Raw genomic sequence first — 16,159 nt, 5'->3', positions numbered from 1 at the left:
CCACCACAAGGCCCGTGGCGACACGACAAGAGGAGGTGCACATGAGTCGCTCCGTACTCGTCACCGGCGGAAACCGGGGCATCGGACTCGCCACCGCAGAGGCCTTGGCGGCCGAGGGGAACAAGGTCGCGATCACCTACCGCAACGGGGAGCCGCCTCCCGGCTTCTACGCCGTGCGGTGCGACGTGACCAACCCCGACGACGTCAGGGCCGCGGTCGAGGACGTGACCATCCAGCAGGGCCCCGTCGAGGTACTGGTCTCCAACGCCGGCATCACCCGCGACCAGCTGCTGATCGGCATGCCGGACGAGGACTTCCGGGCCGTGATGGAGACCAACTTCCAGGCCGCCGTCACCGTCACCCGGGAGGTCATCCCCGCGATGATCAAGGCCCGCTGGGGCCGGCTGATCTACATGTCCTCGATGAGCGGCATGGCCGGCGCCCCCGGCCAGACCAACTACGCCTCCTCCAAGGCGGCGCTGATCGGCTTCGCCCGGTCGCTCGCCATCGAGGTGGGCCGCCGCAACATCACGGTCAACGTGGTGTCCCCCGGCCTGATCGAGACCGACATGGTCCAGGACATCACCGACACCCGCCGGGAGCAGGCCCTGGCCAGGACCGCCCTGGCCCGCCCCGGCACCGCCGCCGAGGTCGCCGCGGCCGTGCGCTTCCTCGCCGGCGACGACGCCTCCTACGTGACCGCGGGCGTCATCCCGGTCACCGGCGGCCTGGGCGCCGGCCACTGAGCCGGCCCCGCACCCACAGACCACCGACCCACCCGAAACATCCCCACCATTTCAGGAGCAATGCGATGAGCAACAACGAAGCACTCGAACTCGCCATGGAGATGGGCAAGGTCTTCAACGACCTCAACGAGGAGGCCGCCCACAAGTACATCGGCGCCGAGTTCGTCGACCACGAGGCCCCTCCCGGCACCCCGGGCGGCCCGCTCGGCTACCTCGGCACCGCCCGCTGGGTCCACAGCGCCTTCGCCGACGCCAAGTGGGAGCACCTGGACAGCTTCTCCGAGGGCGACCGCGCCATCCTGCGGCTGCGCTTCACCGGCAAGCACGTCGGCAACTTCCTCGGCTTCGAGGCCAGCCAGCGCGACGTCGACGTCGAGCAGACCCACATCTACCGGATCGAGAACGGCCTGGTCGTCGAGCACTGGGGCTACCGCCAGGACCTGCTGATGCTGGCGCAGATGGGCGCCATCACCCTCCAGCCGCCGACTGCCCCGGCCGCGTAGTTCCCGCCCCGCCCCGTCCCACCACCACACACCATCGCCATCCAGGAAGAGGAAACGTCATGAGCGCCCAGACTGTCGACCTGAGAACTGACCTCGAGGCCCAGGTCCGCGAGATCGTCAACGAGGAGCTGGAGCTGGAGGACGGTGAGCTGACCTACGACGGCCACTTCATCGACGACTACGAGAGCGACTCCCTCACCCTCATCACCGTCGTCTCCCGCATCGAGAAGGAGCTCGGCTACGTGATCCCGAAGGAGGAGCTGGAGTCCCTCGAGACGCTGCGCGCCCTCCTGGTGGCCGTCGAAGGATGCGCGGGCAACTGATGCCTGACACGCCCTTGCGACGAGTCGTCATCACGGGGCTCGGAGCGGTCAGCCCGGTCGGCATCGGTGCGGAAGTCTTCGCCGGTGCCGTCCGGGCGGGCCGGGTCGGCATCGAGCCGATCCGCAGCTTCGACGCCAGCCCGTTCCCCAGCCGGAACGCCGCCGAGGTCAACGACTTCGAGCCGACGGAGATCCTGCGCAACCTCGACCCCGACAGGTGGGGACGCAGCGGGCTCCTCGCGGCCGCGGCCGCCCGCCTGGCCGTGGAGGACTCCGGCATCGAGCCCGAGCTCCTCTCCCGGAGCCGCTCCGGCTCCATCATGGGCACCACCAGCGGCGAGTCCGCGGTCGGCCAGAGCCTGGGCGGCCAGTGGCTCACCCAGGGCCTCAAGGGCCTGGAGCCCCGCCTGGTCGGGCAGATGCCGGCCAGTCAGATCGCCAACGCGGTGAACGCCGAACTCAGCCTGTCCGGCGACGCCCAGACCATCCCGACCGCCTGCTCGGCCAGCAACTACGCGCTGGGCTACGCCTTCGACATGGTGCGCAGCGGCGAGGCCGACTTCATGCTCGCCGGCGGCGCGGACGTGGTGAACCGGCTGACCCACTCCGGGTTCTACGCCCTGGGCGCCATGGCCGCGGACCTGCCGCGGCCGTTCGACGCCAACCGGGCCGGCATCGTCACCGGCGAGGGCGGAGCGGCGCTGCTGCTCGAACCCCTCGACCACGCGCTGGCCCGCGGTGCCCGCATCTACGCGGAGGTGCTCGGCTACGCCGCGAACTGCGACGCCGAGCACATGGTGCACCCGGACGCGACGAGCATCGCCGCCTGCATCCGGGCCGCCCACCGCAACGCCGGGGTCACCCCGGAGCAGATCGACTACATCTGCGCGCACGGCACGGGCACGCCCACCAACGACTCGACCGAGGTGAACGCGGTCCGCCAGGTCTTCGGTGACCGACTGCCGCCCATCAGCTCGCTCAAGTCCATGCTCGGCCACACCATGGGCGCGGCCAGCGGCTTCGGTGCGATCGCCTCCTGCAAGGCCCTGGAGCAGGGGTTCCTGCCGCCCACGGCCAACCTGCTGGAGATCGACCCGGAGCTCGGTCCCGGCGTGGACGTCGTTCCCGACCGGGGACGCGACGCCCAGGTGGAGATCGTCCAGAACCACGGTTTCGCCTTCGGCGGCAACAACGTCATCACCATTCTCGGGAGGTACTCGTGACCACAGCGGCGCCCGTGCGGCCGTTGACCGTAGTCAGCGCCGGGGTGGTCTCCAGCGCCGGCTACGGCCTGGCCCCCCTGGCCGCCCTGCTGAGCGGGGAGGCCGAGCCGGGCGCCGGCGCCGGACCCGACGCGGAGGACTACCCGCCGCGTCCGGTCCGGCCGGTTCCCGACTTCAAGCTCGCCGACCACCTGGGGCGCAAGGGCATCAAGTACCTGGACCGCCTCACCGGCCTGAGCCTGGTCGCCTGCAAGCAGGCGCTGGAATCGGCCGGTCCGGACGGGGCCGGCGAGGAGCCGGCCCGGACCGGTGTGGTGCTGGCCACCAACACCGGCAGCATCGCCGGGTACACCGACCTGCTGTACGACACGCTGACGCTGGACAAGCCGCAGCTCATCAACCCCGGCAAGTTCTCCCACAGCGTGATGAACGTGAGTGCCGGCCAGATGGCCATCCGGCACGGGTTCAAGGGCCTGAACGCCACGGTGGCCGGCGGGCGCAGCGCCAGTCTCTACGCCTTCCGCCACGCCCGGATGGCGATGTCGGTCGGGCACGCCGACCGGCTGCTGGTGGGCGGTTCCGAGGAGCTCAGCGCTCCGACGGCCTGGGCGTGGCACCACGCCGGGACGCTGGACGAGCAGGCGTCGGTCGGCGAGGGCTCGGCCATCTTCGTCGTCACGTCCGATCCGACCGCCGAGGAGCAGGAGACCGCCCTCGCGGACCTCCTGGCCTGTGAGGTCGGCTACAACAGCTGGGCGGGCCTCAACCAGCGCCAGGAGGGGCAGCGCGGGCTGACGAACGGGCTGGCCGCGGCCATCACCCGGGTGCTGGAGCGCAGTGGGGTCCGGGCCGAGGACGTGGACGTGGTGTCCCTGGGCGCCACCCACCACGTGGGGCTGGAGCGGCTGGAGGAGCGCGCGGTCCGTCTCGCGCTCGGGCACCTGCCGCAGCAGGTGCGCATCGGCGAGGTGCTGGGCGAGACGTACAGCGCCAGCGGTGCCATGCAGCTCGCGGGCCTGCTGGCCCACTGGCGGAACGAGCCGTCCGAGCGGCCTCGTATCGGCCTGGTCACGTCGGTCGGCCATGACGGGAACGCCGGTGCGCTGATCGTGCGCAGCCGGGTCTGAGTGCACAGCGCGAGAAGGGGACGGTTACCCGTGGATCGGGATGAGTGGGACGCCATCGTCGTCGGCAGTGGCATCGGCGGTCTGGTGTGTGCGGCGTACCTCGCGGCCGACGGCCGGCGGGTGCTCGTGCTGGAGCAGCACGACGTGGCGGGCGGCAACAGCCACGTCTTCCGCCGCCGCCGGGCTTACGAGTTCGACGTGGGCGTCCACTATCTCGGCGACTGCGGTCCGGACGGGGTGCTGCCCGCGATCCTCTCCGGCCTCGGGCTGGGCGGGCGGGTCTCCTTCCGGGAGATGGACCAGGACGGCTTCGACCGGATCGCGCTGCCGGACCTGACCGTGGACGTCCCGACGGGCTGGGACAGGTACGCGAAGCGGCTGTCGGAGGCGCTTCCGGAGGACGCCGAGGGCATCCTGCTGTTCACCGACGTGTGCGCCGCCATCGCGGACGAGACCCGTTCGCTGATGCTGTCGGACGGTGACCTGTCCGTGGCCGACCTGATGGCCCGCACGCCGGTGACGGCCCGCTGGGGACGCCGTACGGTCTCCGAGCTGTTCGACCACTGCGGTCTGTCCCCGCGGGCGCGGACGGTCCTGGCCGCCCAGTCGCCCAACTACGGGATGGGTGCGCGGCAGGCCGTCGTGTCCATGCACGCGGCCGTCACCGACCACTACCTGCGGGGTGCCTACTATCCGGAGGGCGGTGGCCAGGTGCTGGCGGCCTCGCTGGTCGAGGCGCTGGAGGCGCACGGCGGCGAGCTCCGCACCCGGAGCCGGGTCGGCCGGATCCTCGTCGAGGACGGCAGGGCCGCCGGGGTGGAGATGAAGGACGGCGAGGTGCTCAGGGCACCCCTCGTGATCTCGAACGCGGACTACCGCAGGACCGTGCTGGACCTCGTGGGCGAGGAGCACTTCGGCCGCCGGCTGGTGTCCAAGACCCGGCAGGCGGAGATGGCGCTGCCCTTCGCGACGCTCTACATCGCGCTGGACCGGGAGCTGCCGGCCCGTCCGAACGCGAACCTGTGGTGGTACCGGAACGACGACATCGAGGCCGCCTTCCAGGATCTGGCCGACGAGCGCGTCGACGAGGTGCCGCTCCTGTTCTTCTCCTTCGCCTCGCTGAAGGATCCGGGCGCGCGCAACGTCTGCCCGCCCGGGCACAGCAACTTCCAGGTGATGACGCTCTGCCCGCCCGGGTACGAGTTCTGGGGCGTCAACGAGGGGCCCGCGGCAGGCGAGCGGTACCGGCGCAACGCGGGCTACCAGGACCGCAAGGCCCGGCTGACCGAGGCGATGCTGAGGGCGGCGGAGGAGGCGATCGGCCCCTTCCGGGAGCACATCGTGCACCTGGAGGCGGCGACGCCGATCTCGCACGAGCGGTACACGCTCGCGACCGGCGGGACGCCCTACGGCCTGGCCCACTGGGGCGGCGTCGGCGGCCGGCCCGACACGGCCACCACCGTCGAGGGGCTGTACGTGGTGGGTGCCAGCACCCGGTACGGCAGCGGGATCACCGGTGCCGCCGTCGGCGGGATGGCCTGCGCCGGCCAGATCACGGGGCGCCGGCTGCTCGCCCAGGTCCACGCGGGCGCGGTGCTGGGCGACCCGGCCCTGCTCCCGGTGCGCGGGGCGGACTGGGACCCGCTCGCGGTCTCCCGCGGGGCCGGCCGGCGCGGTGCGCGCGGCCTGGCCCGGATCGGCTGAGGCCGGCCGGGATCAGCCGACGTCGCCCAGGCTGGGTCTGCGGACGATCAGCTGGGCGTCGCTGGCCTTGTTGACCGCGTCCACCCTGGACACCGCTTCGAGCTTCTCGAAGATGTTGCGGAGGTGCCGTTTGACGGTGCCTTCCGCGACGCCGAGCTCACTGGCGATCTGCCGGTTGCTCATGGCGTGCGCCACCAGCGTCAGGACCTCGCGCTCCCTCGGCGAGAGGCCCGAGGGCGCGGGCGCGAAGGCACTGGGACGACCCTGCTGCGGCACCGCGATGATGGTGTGCGGATCCACGTTGCGGATGTTGCGGATGGCCGCGAGCAGGGTCTCGTGGTGCGTGCTCTTGTGCAGGTAGCTTCTGGCTCCCTGGCGCAGCAGCTCCTGGATGAGCTGCGGATCACCATGCATGCTGAGTATCAGGACCTGCAGATCGGGCAGGGACCGGCTCAGCTCCCCCACCACGGTGGGTGCATGGTGATTCGGCATTTCCACGTCCAGCAGCACGACTTCCGCCCGGTGCTCGACGGCCAGCTCGACGAGCGCGGCCGACGAGTCGGTCTGGGCGACGACGCGCAGGTCCCCCTGCAGGTCCAGCAGTTCGCACAGGGCGTTGCGCAGGAGGGAGTGGTCGTCGACGGCGATGATGCGGATGGGGTCGGCCTCAGACGCCGGGTTCGCCATGACTGCCTCCGATGAACGGAACGGTGATGGTGATCTGGGTGCCGCTGCCGGGGGAGCTGATGAGCCTCACGCTCCCGTCGAGCAGGCCGGCGCGCTCGTAGAGCGACCTCAGTCCGTTGCCGCTGCGCAGGTGGGGTTCGAACCCGACGCCGTTGTCCTGGACCCGCGCGACCACGTTGCGTCCCTCGATGCCCACGTCGACCGTGGCCACGGAGGCGTCGGCGTGGGCCAGGGTGTTGCGCAGGCATTCGCGCACCATGAGGAAGAGGGTGTCTCCCATGCCCATGGCCGCGATGACGCAGTCGACGTCGTCGTCGACGTGGACGTGCACGACCGGGTGGGAGACGTCCGCCGCGGCGAGGTAGCCGAGCAGGGCGGACTTGAGCTCGTGGGGGGCGTCGGAGTCGCTGCGCAGGCCGTCGACGAGGTCCCGGGTGCTGTTCATCGTCTCGATGAGGGTGCGCTTGAGGTGTCCGATGCGCTCCTCGTGTTCCAGTCCCTGTTCGCCGGCTCCGCGCCTCAGCATGACCTCCAGCAGTTCCAGCTGGCGCAGTGCGAGGCTGGTGTGGTTGCCGATGCGGTCGTGGACCTCCCGGGACAGTTCGCGCTGGTTGTGCAGGGTGCTCAGGAGTTCGATGGCCGGCTTTTCGAGGCTCCGGTGGAGGACGGTGTGCAGGTCGGTGAGGACCTGGGCCAGGCGCCGGCTGTCGCGGGGGGCGGGGAAGACCTCGCACAGGACTTCGGAGATGACGCCGAAGAGGGTGCGGGCCGCGTGGATGCAGTGGAGGGCGGCCTGGTCGCGCTCTCGTGGGGTGCTGTAGTTCCGCCGGAGGTCGAGTCCGGCGCCCCCGGTGGCCGGCAGCCGTCCGAGCTGCAGGGAGAACAGGCACTCCGCAAAGACTTCGAGTGCGTACCTGCTGGTGTGCCACCAGTGTTCGGGATCGGTGCCGAAGGGGCTGCGGTCCATGACGAGCCGCTGCCGGTATGTCTCGATCATGTCGGACTGTCGTGCGATGAAGTCGGGTGTCGGGTCGAATGCGATACCGACCCAGGCCGTCCTGTCTTTCTCGTTTGTCGAGGCCATTTTTTGCCATTCCCCCCGTTGCCGCATTCGCGATCTCAAACATAGTGCCCCCCTCCGGTTAGAAGATCCCTTGAATGCCGCATGAGGAGGGCCGCAAGGCCGCTCGGAGGTTCGTTCACACCGCTTTGGGTGGTTCGGCGGCTCCCTCGGGGGGCGTCGTCCCCCGGGCATGCCGAAAGGCCGCCGGCTTCCGGGAAGCGGCGGCCTTTGCTCTGCGGGGGGTCAGAGGCCCTTGGCGAGGTCGTCCAGCGGGTCGCGGTGCTGCGGAATCCAGCCCAGCTCGTCCTGGGCCCGCGTGGTGGCGAACTGCTGGTCCAGGAAGAGGGCGTCGGCCAGCAGGCCGAGCTTCTGGGCGAGCTCCTCGACCGACACCGAGCGGGTCTGGCCGGGAATGCCCGCCGCCCGGCTCAGCGCCTCGGCCACCTCGCGGGTCCGCACGTTCACACCGGTGACGCCCAGGTACTGGGTGCCGGCCGGGGCCTTCAGCGCGCGGGCGTAGAGCTCGGCTATGTCGTCGACGTGCACGAGCGACCAGGAGGAGTTGCCGTCGCCCAGGTAGCCGATGGCGCCGGCCTGCAGGCCCTCGCCGAGGAAGAAGCCGGGCAGGCCGCCGGAGCGCCCGTAGACGAGGCCGGGGCGCACGATGACCGGGTGCTTGCCCTGCGAGGTGGTGGCCAGCAGCTGCTGCTCCAGCGGCACGCGCCAGCCGACGACCATGGGCGGGGCGAACGGCGCGTCCTCGGCGACGGCGCCGTCGGTGTCGCCGTAGGCCCAGCTGCCGCCGGTGTGGACGTACGGGTTGCCGCCGACGCCCTCCAGCAGCGCGTTCGCCGCGATCCGGTCCACCTCGCCGGAACGCTCGTCCCCGGTCAGGGCCAGGTGCACCACGCCGTCCGCCGCGGCCGCCGCCTCGCGCAGCAGCGCCTCGTCGGTCAGCTCGCCGACCAGCGGGGTCGCACCGAGCTCGGCGACGACCTTCGCCGACTCCTGCGAACGCACGAGCGCGGTCACGGAGTCACCCTGGGCGGCCAGCACGCGCAGCAGGGCGCGGCCGATGTAACCCGACCCGCCGGTGACGAATACCTTCATGGGATTTCCTTTCGAATCAACAGGACGTGCGTGCCCCGGCCGTCGGCGGCCGGGGCGGCGCGGCCGCCGGCGGTCAGCCGAAGGCCACGCCCGTGAACAGCGCGGCGAGCGTGAGCCCCTGGAGGACGACGCGCACGTTGATCACGCTGTCCCAGGTCTTCTGCAGCTCCCGGGCGTCGGGGAGGGTGACGCCGGCGAGGGCCGCCGCGCCGAGCTTCTTGTTCACCGGGCCGCTGATGCGGTTGTAGATGACCAGCCAGACGACCAGCGAGGCGAGGGCGACCGCGCCGGACGCGATGGCGAGGGCGCCGCCCGCGAACACGGCCGCGACCAGGGTGAGGGCGGTGGCGATGACGCCGGCCACGCCCGGTACGGGCATCCGCTGGTCCCCGTAGTGGTGGGTGAGCCCCATGGCGCTGGTGAGCACCTCGTCGTTCGCGTGGGCCATGGCGGGCCGCTGGACCAGCGCGGAGAAGAAGTCCGTGCCGTACACCACCGCGTTGGCCAGCAGGGCGACGCCCGTCAGGACCGCGTGCAGGACCTCCATCAGGCCGCCACCTCGGGCGTGAGCTTCGGCGGGGCGTTCCACGTGTGACCGGCCGCCGCGGCCGCCGCGTCGTCCAGCAGCCACGGGTCGGTGCCGTGGATCTCGCGGACCTGCTCGCGCAGCCACAGGTCGAAGGGGTCCTCGGAGGCGTCCCAGAGCCGGGCGACCCGGGCGGGGTCCTTGGCCTCGAAGTAGACGGCGACCTGGTCGCCGTCCGGGGTGACGCGGAAGACCTCGTGGCTGATGCCCAGCCGGCGGCGGGAGGCCTCGTACTCGCGCAGGCGGGGGCCCGCCAGCTCCGTGTTGAGCCGGTGCCAGGCCTCGGACCTGTCCGCCGGGAGGGGGAGGACGCGGACCACGGGGAGGTCCGTCTTGCGGACCGTGCGCCGGCCCTTGCCCGGGGCGAACATCCGCATCCCGAGCTGCGCGAACATGTTGGAGGCCACGCCGATCGCCCAGCGCTCGGCGATCAGTCCGTCCTCGAAGCGCCAGACGACGATCCCGGTGGACTCGATGGTGCGGCCGGTCGGCTCCATGCCCAGCAGCTCGCCGAGGTGGGTGCCGTGCCAGGTGTTGTGGATGACCACGTGGTCGCCGTGGGCGCTCATGTCCTCGATGACGACCTTGAGGTCGGGGAACGCGGTGCGCAGGCCGGCGATGGTGTACTTGACGCCCTCGACGCCCTCGGGCGCGCCCGGCAGCCCTTCGTGGTCGATGATGTCCGGCCGGTAGATCTCGTCGACGATGGAGAAGTCGCCCTGGTTGACGAACTCGTCGAAGACGCGGCGGATGGTCGCCTTGTTGTGTTCGGTGGAGCCGGTCGCCATGACCGTCCCTTCCTCTCGTGCCCTCGCGGGCTGGGATCAGTGGTGGTTCTGCAGGGCGCGTTCGCGCCAGCGGGTTCCGTAGGCGACGTGCTCCTTCTCGGCGGCGGCGAAGGCGACGCGCGTCCAGGCGGCCCTCATGAGCTGGTCGCGGATCCAGACGGCCAGCGGGTTCTCCAGTGCGCCGGCCCAGCCGATGCGGGCCGCCAGCAGCTGCATGGGGGCGGTACGGGTGCGGCGCTCGGCCTCGTAGGCGCGCAGCGCGGAGGTGACGTCACCGGGGCGGGTCAGGTGCTCGGCGAGCACCAGCGCGTCCTCGATGGCCAGGCAGGCGCCCTGTCCGATGTTGAAGCTGACGGCGTGCGCGGCGTCGCCCAGCAGGGTCACCCGGCCGCTTCCCCAGACGGGGTCCGGCTTCCGCTCGGTGACGTCGTTGCGGATGATGCTGTCGGGGTCGGTCGCGGCCAGGATCCGGGCGACCGGGTCGATCCAGCCGCGGTGCCGGGCCTGGAGCATCCGCAGGGTGTCCTGGGGGGTGCCCTGGTCGCGGCCGCCGGCCGGGCCGTTCGCCACGCTCATCCAGTGCACGACACCGGGGGCGATGTCGTAGTACGTGAAGCGGGTGCCGCGGCCGAAGAGGCCGAGGAAGCTGCCCGGCGGGATCTCCTCGGGGCTCATCTTGGCGTGGCCGCGCCAGGCGATGTAGCCGGTGTAGTGCGGCGGCTGGGGGCCGAGGAGCTGGGCGCGGACCGCCGAGCGGACGCCGTCCGCTCCGATCAGGATGTCGCCGCGCTCCTCGGTGCCGTCGTCGAAGCGGACGGTCACGCCCTCGCGGTCCTGGGCGTAGCCGGTCACCCGGGCGCCGGTGCGCACGGGCACGGTCAGGGCGTCGCTCATGATGCCGTGGAGCGCCGACCGGCCGATGGCGACGGTCGGCTGCCCGTAGCGGGAGGTGAACTGGCCGACGGGCCAGTCACCGATGGAGTTGCCCCGCCAGTCGGCGAACGAGCAGACCTCCTGCGCCGGGGCGGTCTCGCGGACCGCGTCGGCGAGGCCCAGGTACTCCAGGGCCAGCATGCCGTTGGTCCAGATGTGCAGGCCTGCGCCTCCGTCGCGCAGCTGGGGCGCGCTCTCGAAGACGATCGAGTCGATTCCCTGCTGCTGGAGGGCCAGCGCGGTGGCGATGCCGCCGATGCCGCCGCCGGCGATCAGCACTCGGCGTATGCGCGGTGCGGACACGGTGTTCTCCTTGACTGGTGGGGGGCGGCTCAGCCGTTGAGCTGGGCCATGGCCTCGGCGGGGTAGCGGTCGCCCGCGGTGATGCCGTGGGGAGCGATGCGCTCGATCTCGGCGAGGGTCTCGGCGGAGAGGGAGACGGCGACGGCGCCGAGGTTCTCCTCCAGGTACTTGCGGCGCTTGGTGCCCGGGATGGCGACCACGTCGTCGCCGCGGGAGAGCACCCAGGCCAGTGCGAGCTGGGTGGCGGAGACCTCCAGGCGTGCCGCGAGCGCGACGAGCGCGTCCACGACCGGCAGGTTGCGCTGCAGGTTCTCCTCGGCGAAGCGCGGGGCGAAGCGGCGGAAGTCCAGGCCCTGCGGGATGTCCTGGGTGCTGCGGATGCCGCCGGTGAGGAAGCCGCGGCCCAGCGGGCTGTAGGCGACGAAGCCGATGCCCAGCTCGCGCACCGTGTCCAGGACGCCGTTGACCTCGACGTCGCGGGTGAAGAGGGAGTACTCGGTCTGGACGGCCGCGAGCGGGTGCACGGCGTGCGCCTGCCGGATCGTCTGCGCCGAGGCCTCCGACACCCCGAGGTGGCGGACCTTGCCGGCGGCGACGAGTTCGGCCATGGCGCCGATGCTCTCCTCGACCGGCACGTCGGGGTCGATGCGGTGCAGGTAGTACAGGTCGAGGTGGTCGGTGCCCAGCCGGCTCAGGCTGCCCTCGACGGCCTGCTTGATGTACTCGGGGCGGCCGTTGAGGGCGCCGGTCAGCTTGCCGTCGGCGCCGATCTCGTTGCCGACCTTCGACGCCAGGACCAGCTCGTCGCGGCGGCCGCGGATGGCCCGGCCGACGAGGGCCTCGTTGGTGTGCGGCCCGTACATGTCGGCGGTGTCGAGCAGGGTGACCCCGAGGTCCAGGGCCCGGTTGACCGTGGCGATGGCCTCGGTCTCGTCCGAGTCCCCGTATCCGAAGGTCATTCCCATGCAGCCGAGGCCCTCGACGGAGACGGTGACCCCGTCCCGGCCCAGCGTGCGGTGTTCCATGTGTTCCTCCATCGTGCGCGGTGGTCTTCCTCGTGCCCGGGCGTGTCCGCCCGTCAGGCGTGGGCGGCGGCCCGGAGCTCCTGGAGGACCTCGGTGAGGTTGGTCTGGTCCCAGTGCTCGGCGAACAGGCCGTCCTCCAGGCGCCAGATGTCGATGGAGCGGATCTGGACCTTGCGGTAGGTGGCCGGGATGCCGAGGAACTCGCCCTGGTGGGTGCCCTCGTACTCGAAGCGGCCGGCGACGCGGTCGCCGGAGACGAGCAGGTCCTTGACGGTGGCGGTGATGTCGGGGAAGGCGGCGAAGACGTTCTTCCAGAAGAGCCGGTTGGCCTCGCGGCCGTTGGGGACCACGGGGTTGTGGTCGATGTGCTCGAACGTGCAGTGGGTGTCGACGCGGTCCGCGTCACGCGTGTTGACCATGGCGAGGAAGTCCTCGACGGCGGGGTGGGTGGTGGTGATCACTGACATCTGTTTCGCATCCTCTTGTCGTGGGTGGGGGGCGCCGGGTGGGGATCAGGCGGCGGGGGCGGGCGCGGGGGCGGGGGCGTGCCAGGTGAGCGACAGGCCGGTGTAGACGTAGCGGCTGGCCTCGATGCCGAGCAGCACGACCTTGTGGCCGGGCTGGATCCGGCCGGACGTCCAGGCGGCGTCCAGGGCGAGCGGCACGGCGGCGGAGCCGGTGGCGCCCACTTCGGCGAGGTTCTCGACGATCTTTCCGGTCTTCAGGGCCTCGTCGTCGGCGGCGGACAGGCCGGCGTCCTCGTACTCGCGGGCGAAGTAGTCGGCGTTGCCCTCGGGCAGCACCAGCGCGTCGAGGTCGCTCAGCGACCAGCCGGAGCGCCGGGACATGTCCTTGATGGCCTCGACGAAGACCCGGGGGCCGAAGGTGGTGGTGCCGGGCACGTCCACCTTCATGTCGATCAGCCGCTTGCGGCGCAGCTGCTCCGCCTGGGACACGTCCGTGCCGCCGCCGATGATCTCCATGCCGGGCTTGCGGAGGCCGCCCATGCAGGCGTTGACGAAGGCGAAGTCGTCCTTGTGACCGGCCTCGGCGGGCTCGGCCCGCAGCAGGACCGCGCCGGCGCCGTCGCCGAAGGTGTACAGGGTCAGGCGCTCGCGCATCCGGACCTTGAAGGGGTCCTTGCCGATGAACATCGGGGCCATCAGCGGGGAGATGGCCTCGCTGCCGATCACGAGCGCGGTGCGCGCCGTGCCGTCGGCGAGCTGGCGGCGCGCGATGTCCAGGGCCTGCACCCAGCCGGCGCAGGCGCCGCGCACCTCGATGGCGGCGCACCGCTCCAGGCCGAGGTAGTGCTGCACGGTCGTGGCGACGTTCGGCAGCAGGTACTCGGGGCTCGCGGTGCACACGACCAGCAGGTCGATCTCGTCCGCGCCGACGCCCGCCCGCTCCAGGGCCTGGCGTCCCGCGGCCTCCGCCATGCGGCTGTTGGAGGTGAGGTGCTCACCGGTGACCGTGTCGATCATCCAGTGGCGGGTCTCGACCTGGATCCCGGCCAGGACGTCGTCCGGGAGGGGGCCGACGATCTTCTCGATCTCGGTGTTGTCGATCGGGTCTCCGGGGACGTACCCGCCGGTGGAGAGGATCTTCACGCTGAGGTTCTCGGTGGTGCCGGTCATCGGGCGGACTCCGTTCGGGAGGTCGGGGCGGGCGACAGCACGATCGACGTGTGCGTCCCGCCCAGCGAAGAGCTGTTGATCAGGGCGTCGCCCTGGGAGAGGCCGTGCTGCCAGGAGCCGATGGCGAGCACCGCCGCCAGCTGCGCGCCCGCGCCGACCGGCTCGCCCAGCGAGCGCTTGGGGGTGCGGACGGGCACCTCGGCGCCGTCCAGCAGCCGGTCGATGGCGGCGGCCTCGGGCTGGTCCACCGGGGTCAGTCCGGCGGCGTTGGCCCAGACCTCGGCCAGCTCGCCCGGTGCGACCCCGGCGTCGGCCAGGGCGGCGCGCATGGCCCGCTCCAGGCCGTCGCCCGTCGGGTCCCAGCGGCCCACGCCGGCCGCGTCGGAGGCCGTCGCGTGGGCGCGGACCACGGCGTGGACGGTCGCCCCGCGCTCGCGGGCCGCCCCGGCGCGTTCCAGGACGAGGGCGATGCCGCCCTCGGTCAGGGTGTAGTCGGCGGCGGACCGCGAGCCGAACAGCGGGATGGTGCGGTAGCCGTCGAGCGCGCCGGGCGAGAAGGCGTCGACCGCCGGGACCAGGATCCGGTCGGCCCGCCCGCTGCGCAGCAGGTCGTAGGCGACGCCGATGGCGGCGGCGCCCGCGGCGTGCCCCGAGGTGAGGGTGGAGGTCGGGCCCTTGACTCCGAGGGCCATCGCGACCTGCCCGGCCGCGGCGTTGTACACGGTGTTGGGGAAGACCCCCGGGTTGCCCGCGGCCGGCCCGTCGGTGAGCAGCGGGAGGAAGAACCGCTCGTTGCTCTCCACGGGGCCGATGCCGGTGCCGAGGACCACGCCGGTCGCCGCGCGTTCGACGTCGCCGGTCACCCCCGCGTGCTCCAGGGCCGCCCGGCAGGCGGCGATGGCGAGCTGCGAGATGCGGTCCATGCGGCGCCGGTCCTTGCGGGTGCCGGCCGCCTCCGGGTCGAACACGGCGCGGGCGACCCGCAGTCCGTCCTCGTCCTCGCCGGGGCGGGTGCCGGCCTCGAAGGCCTGCCACAGGGCTTCGGCCCCGTCGCCCGCCGCGGTCAGCGCGCTGAAGCCGGTGACGACCACCTCGTCGTGGTCCTCGTCCGCGGCCTCGAAGATGCCTCCGGGGCGGGCGTAGGCGACCGTGGCGTTGGCCCCGCCGAAGGCGAAGTTGTTGGAGAGTGCCACGTCCAGGTCCATCGGGCGGCCCGTGCCGGGGATCGGGTCGAGGCCGCACTGCGGGTCGGTCTCGGTGAAGCCGGCGGTGGGCGGGGCTATCTGGTCGCGCAGGGCGAGCACCGTCGCTATGCCCTCGACCGCTCCCGCCGCGCCCAGCAGGTGGCCCACCATGGACTTCGTGCTGCTCAGGGCGGTCTTCTCGGCCGCCTCGCCGAGGGCCAGGCGCACCGCGCCGCTCTCGGCGGAGTCGTTCTTGGGGGTGCCGGTGCCGTGTCCGTTGACGTAGCGCACGTCCTCGGGCGCCAGTCCGGCGGAGGCGAGCGCCGCGCGGATCGCACGGGCCGCGCCCTCGCCCTCGGGGTGGGGGGCGGTGGGGTGGTAGCCGTCGGCGGACAGGCCGTAGCCGAGCACCTCGGCGAGCACGGGGGCGCCGAGCCGGGCCGCGGCGTCCGCCGAGAGCAGGACGAACATGCCGCTGCCCTCGCCGAGCGACAGCCCGGAGCGGTCCCTGGAGTAGGGTGCCGCGGGCTTGCCGGACAGCGACTCCAGGCCGCTGAAGCCGGCGAACGCGGTCTCCGTGAAGGCGTCGGCGCCGCCGACGAGCATGGCGTCGGCGCGGCCCGCCCGGATGACCTCCAGGGCGTGGGCCATGGCGTGGGCTCCGGACGCGCAGGCGGTGTTCACCGAGAGCACCGGCCCCTTGATCCCGAAGGCGGCGCCGAGCGCCTCGGCCCCCGCCTGGGGCGGTACGAGGGCGTACCGCTGCCAGTCGGGCTCCTGATCGGCGGCGCGGGCGCGCAGTGCGTGTTCGGCACTGCGCCAGCCGCCGTTGCAGGTGCCGTAGGCGACGCCCCAGCGCTCGGCGGGGATCTCGACGCCCGGGGTGAGGCCCGAGGCGCCCAGCGCCTCCTCGGCCGCTACCAGCGCGAAGTCGACCGAGGGCTCGCGGACCTCGTCGTCCGAGGTGTACTCGTAGGCGGGTCGCCGGGTCTCGGTGACCTCGCCTCCGATGCCGGTCTGGTAGCCGTCCATCGGCAGGCCGCGTACCGGTCGGATCGCGACGCGTCCCGTGCGGACACCTTCCCAGAACTCTTCGGCGGTGCCCCCTTGGGAGGTGATCGCGCCCACGCCGGATACCACCACCCGCGCAACGCCGGAAGGCATGTTCTCCATGTGTCTGACTCCTCCTGACCTGGGTTTCCCGTCTCCTCGGACGG

At 72.1% G+C, this 16,159-nt stretch carries 16 protein-coding genes; 6 read left to right on the top strand and 10 right to left on the bottom strand.

Annotated elements, in window-relative coordinates:
• Nucleotides 1–41 precede the first annotated feature (41 nt).
• The 6 genes from ACQKM2_RS19150 to ACQKM2_RS19125 all read left to right on the top strand — a co-directional run bounded on the left by ACQKM2_RS19150 (nt 42) and on the right by ACQKM2_RS19125 (nt 5,626).
• Nucleotides 42–746, top strand: coding sequence for an SDR family oxidoreductase (locus ACQKM2_RS19150; protein WP_042801660.1), 705 nt, complete (start codon nt 42–44; stop codon nt 744–746).
• Between the two features lie 65 nt (nt 747–811).
• Entirely contained in the window at nt 812–1,249 is a 438-nt protein-coding gene (locus ACQKM2_RS19145) for an ester cyclase (RefSeq protein ID WP_427711117.1), read from the top strand.
• A gap of 59 nt (nt 1,250–1,308) precedes the next feature.
• Nucleotides 1,309–1,572 (top strand): acyl carrier protein, encoded by a 264-nt coding sequence (locus ACQKM2_RS19140; protein ID WP_007266164.1) that lies wholly within the window; start codon nt 1,309–1,311, stop codon nt 1,570–1,572.
• The gene (locus ACQKM2_RS19135; protein ID WP_427711114.1) at nt 1,572–2,795 is read left to right on the top strand and encodes a beta-ketoacyl-[acyl-carrier-protein] synthase family protein; all 1,224 of its coding nucleotides are present in this window, start codon (nt 1,572–1,574) and stop codon (nt 2,793–2,795) included. Before ACQKM2_RS19140 ends, ACQKM2_RS19135 begins: the two co-directional genes overlap by 1 nt.
• Before the next feature lie 23 nt (nt 2,796–2,818).
• Nucleotides 2,819–3,922 (top strand): beta-ketoacyl synthase N-terminal-like domain-containing protein, encoded by a 1,104-nt coding sequence (locus tag ACQKM2_RS19130; RefSeq protein WP_427711113.1) that lies wholly within the window; start codon nt 2,819–2,821, stop codon nt 3,920–3,922.
• A gap of 30 nt (nt 3,923–3,952) precedes the next feature.
• Complete coding sequence (locus ACQKM2_RS19125; RefSeq protein WP_427711111.1) at nt 3,953–5,626, top strand: phytoene desaturase family protein; 1,674 nt, start codon at nt 3,953–3,955, stop codon at nt 5,624–5,626.
• 12 nt (nt 5,627–5,638) lie between these two features.
• On the opposite strand, the gene ACQKM2_RS19120 is transcribed toward ACQKM2_RS19125, so the two are convergent.
• From ACQKM2_RS19120 to ACQKM2_RS19075, 10 genes are all read right to left on the bottom strand, one after another.
• On the bottom strand, nt 5,639–6,313 hold the full coding sequence (locus ACQKM2_RS19120; protein WP_427711110.1) for a response regulator: 675 nt from the start codon (nt 6,311–6,313) through the stop codon (nt 5,639–5,641).
• The gene (locus tag ACQKM2_RS19115; RefSeq protein ID WP_427711108.1) at nt 6,294–7,310 is read right to left on the bottom strand and encodes a sensor histidine kinase; all 1,017 of its coding nucleotides are present in this window, start codon (nt 7,308–7,310) and stop codon (nt 6,294–6,296) included. The genes ACQKM2_RS19120 and ACQKM2_RS19115 overlap by 20 nt, the downstream gene beginning before the upstream one ends.
• A gap of 309 nt (nt 7,311–7,619) precedes the next feature.
• On the bottom strand, nt 7,620–8,486 hold the full coding sequence (locus tag ACQKM2_RS19110) for an NAD-dependent epimerase/dehydratase family protein (RefSeq protein ID WP_427711106.1): 867 nt from the start codon (nt 8,484–8,486) through the stop codon (nt 7,620–7,622).
• A 73-nt stretch (nt 8,487–8,559) separates the two neighbouring features.
• Complete coding sequence (locus ACQKM2_RS19105) at nt 8,560–9,033, bottom strand: DUF1772 domain-containing protein (RefSeq protein ID WP_427711105.1); 474 nt, start codon at nt 9,031–9,033, stop codon at nt 8,560–8,562.
• Complete coding sequence (locus ACQKM2_RS19100) at nt 9,033–9,860, bottom strand: ester cyclase (protein ID WP_427711104.1); 828 nt, start codon at nt 9,858–9,860, stop codon at nt 9,033–9,035. Before ACQKM2_RS19100 ends, ACQKM2_RS19105 begins: the two co-directional genes overlap by 1 nt.
• A gap of 36 nt (nt 9,861–9,896) precedes the next feature.
• Nucleotides 9,897–11,096, bottom strand: a complete 1,200-nt coding sequence (locus tag ACQKM2_RS19095; protein ID WP_427711102.1) for an FAD-dependent oxidoreductase — start codon at nt 11,094–11,096, stop codon at nt 9,897–9,899.
• Between the two features lie 29 nt (nt 11,097–11,125).
• Nucleotides 11,126–12,121, bottom strand: a complete 996-nt coding sequence (locus tag ACQKM2_RS19090) for an aldo/keto reductase (RefSeq protein ID WP_427711100.1) — start codon at nt 12,119–12,121, stop codon at nt 11,126–11,128.
• Nucleotides 12,122–12,174: 53 nt separating this feature from the next.
• A complete protein-coding gene (locus ACQKM2_RS19085) occupies nt 12,175–12,588 on the bottom strand; it encodes an ester cyclase (protein ID WP_427711099.1) in 414 nt (137 codons plus the stop codon).
• A gap of 45 nt (nt 12,589–12,633) precedes the next feature.
• Nucleotides 12,634–13,758, bottom strand: coding sequence for a 3-oxoacyl-ACP synthase III family protein (locus tag ACQKM2_RS19080; protein ID WP_427711097.1), 1,125 nt, complete (start codon nt 13,756–13,758; stop codon nt 12,634–12,636).
• On the bottom strand, nt 13,755–16,115 hold the full coding sequence (locus ACQKM2_RS19075) for a beta-ketoacyl synthase N-terminal-like domain-containing protein (protein WP_427711096.1): 2,361 nt from the start codon (nt 16,113–16,115) through the stop codon (nt 13,755–13,757). Before ACQKM2_RS19075 ends, ACQKM2_RS19080 begins: the two co-directional genes overlap by 4 nt.
• Nucleotides 16,116–16,159: the final 44 nt, after the last annotated feature.

The organism is Streptomyces sp. NPDC004126, from assembly GCF_050275515.1.
GTDB lineage: Bacteria > Actinomycetota > Actinomycetes > Streptomycetales > Streptomycetaceae > Streptomyces.
This window is presented reverse-complemented; position numbering and strand designations above follow the sequence as displayed.

Bases quoted from the DNA above. Each gene is read 5' to 3' on its own strand.
- ACQKM2_RS19145 (WP_427711117.1), top strand. From the start codon at position 812: ATGAGCAACAACGAAGCACTCGAACTCGCCATGGAGATGGGCAAGGTC.
- ACQKM2_RS19115 (WP_427711108.1), bottom strand. From the start codon at position 7,310: ATGATCGAGACATACCGGCAGCGGCTCGTCATGGACCGCAGCCCCTTC.
- ACQKM2_RS19140 (WP_007266164.1), top strand. From the start codon at position 1,309: ATGAGCGCCCAGACTGTCGACCTGAGAACTGACCTCGAGGCCCAGGTC.
- ACQKM2_RS19110 (WP_427711106.1), bottom strand. From the start codon at position 8,486: ATGAAGGTATTCGTCACCGGCGGGTCGGGTTACATCGGCCGCGCCCTG.
- ACQKM2_RS19120 (WP_427711110.1), bottom strand. From the start codon at position 6,313: ATGGCGAACCCGGCGTCTGAGGCCGACCCCATCCGCATCATCGCCGTC.
- ACQKM2_RS19080 (WP_427711097.1), bottom strand. From the start codon at position 13,758: ATGACCGGCACCACCGAGAACCTCAGCGTGAAGATCCTCTCCACCGGC.
- ACQKM2_RS19150 (WP_042801660.1), top strand. From the start codon at position 42: ATGAGTCGCTCCGTACTCGTCACCGGCGGAAACCGGGGCATCGGACTC.
- ACQKM2_RS19135 (WP_427711114.1), top strand. From the start codon at position 1,572: ATGCCTGACACGCCCTTGCGACGAGTCGTCATCACGGGGCTCGGAGCG.
- ACQKM2_RS19100 (WP_427711104.1), bottom strand. From the start codon at position 9,860: ATGGCGACCGGCTCCACCGAACACAACAAGGCGACCATCCGCCGCGTC.
- ACQKM2_RS19090 (WP_427711100.1), bottom strand. From the start codon at position 12,121: ATGGAACACCGCACGCTGGGCCGGGACGGGGTCACCGTCTCCGTCGAG.
- ACQKM2_RS19085 (WP_427711099.1), bottom strand. From the start codon at position 12,588: ATGTCAGTGATCACCACCACCCACCCCGCCGTCGAGGACTTCCTCGCC.
- ACQKM2_RS19105 (WP_427711105.1), bottom strand. From the start codon at position 9,033: ATGGAGGTCCTGCACGCGGTCCTGACGGGCGTCGCCCTGCTGGCCAAC.
- ACQKM2_RS19075 (WP_427711096.1), bottom strand. From the start codon at position 16,115: ATGGAGAACATGCCTTCCGGCGTTGCGCGGGTGGTGGTATCCGGCGTG.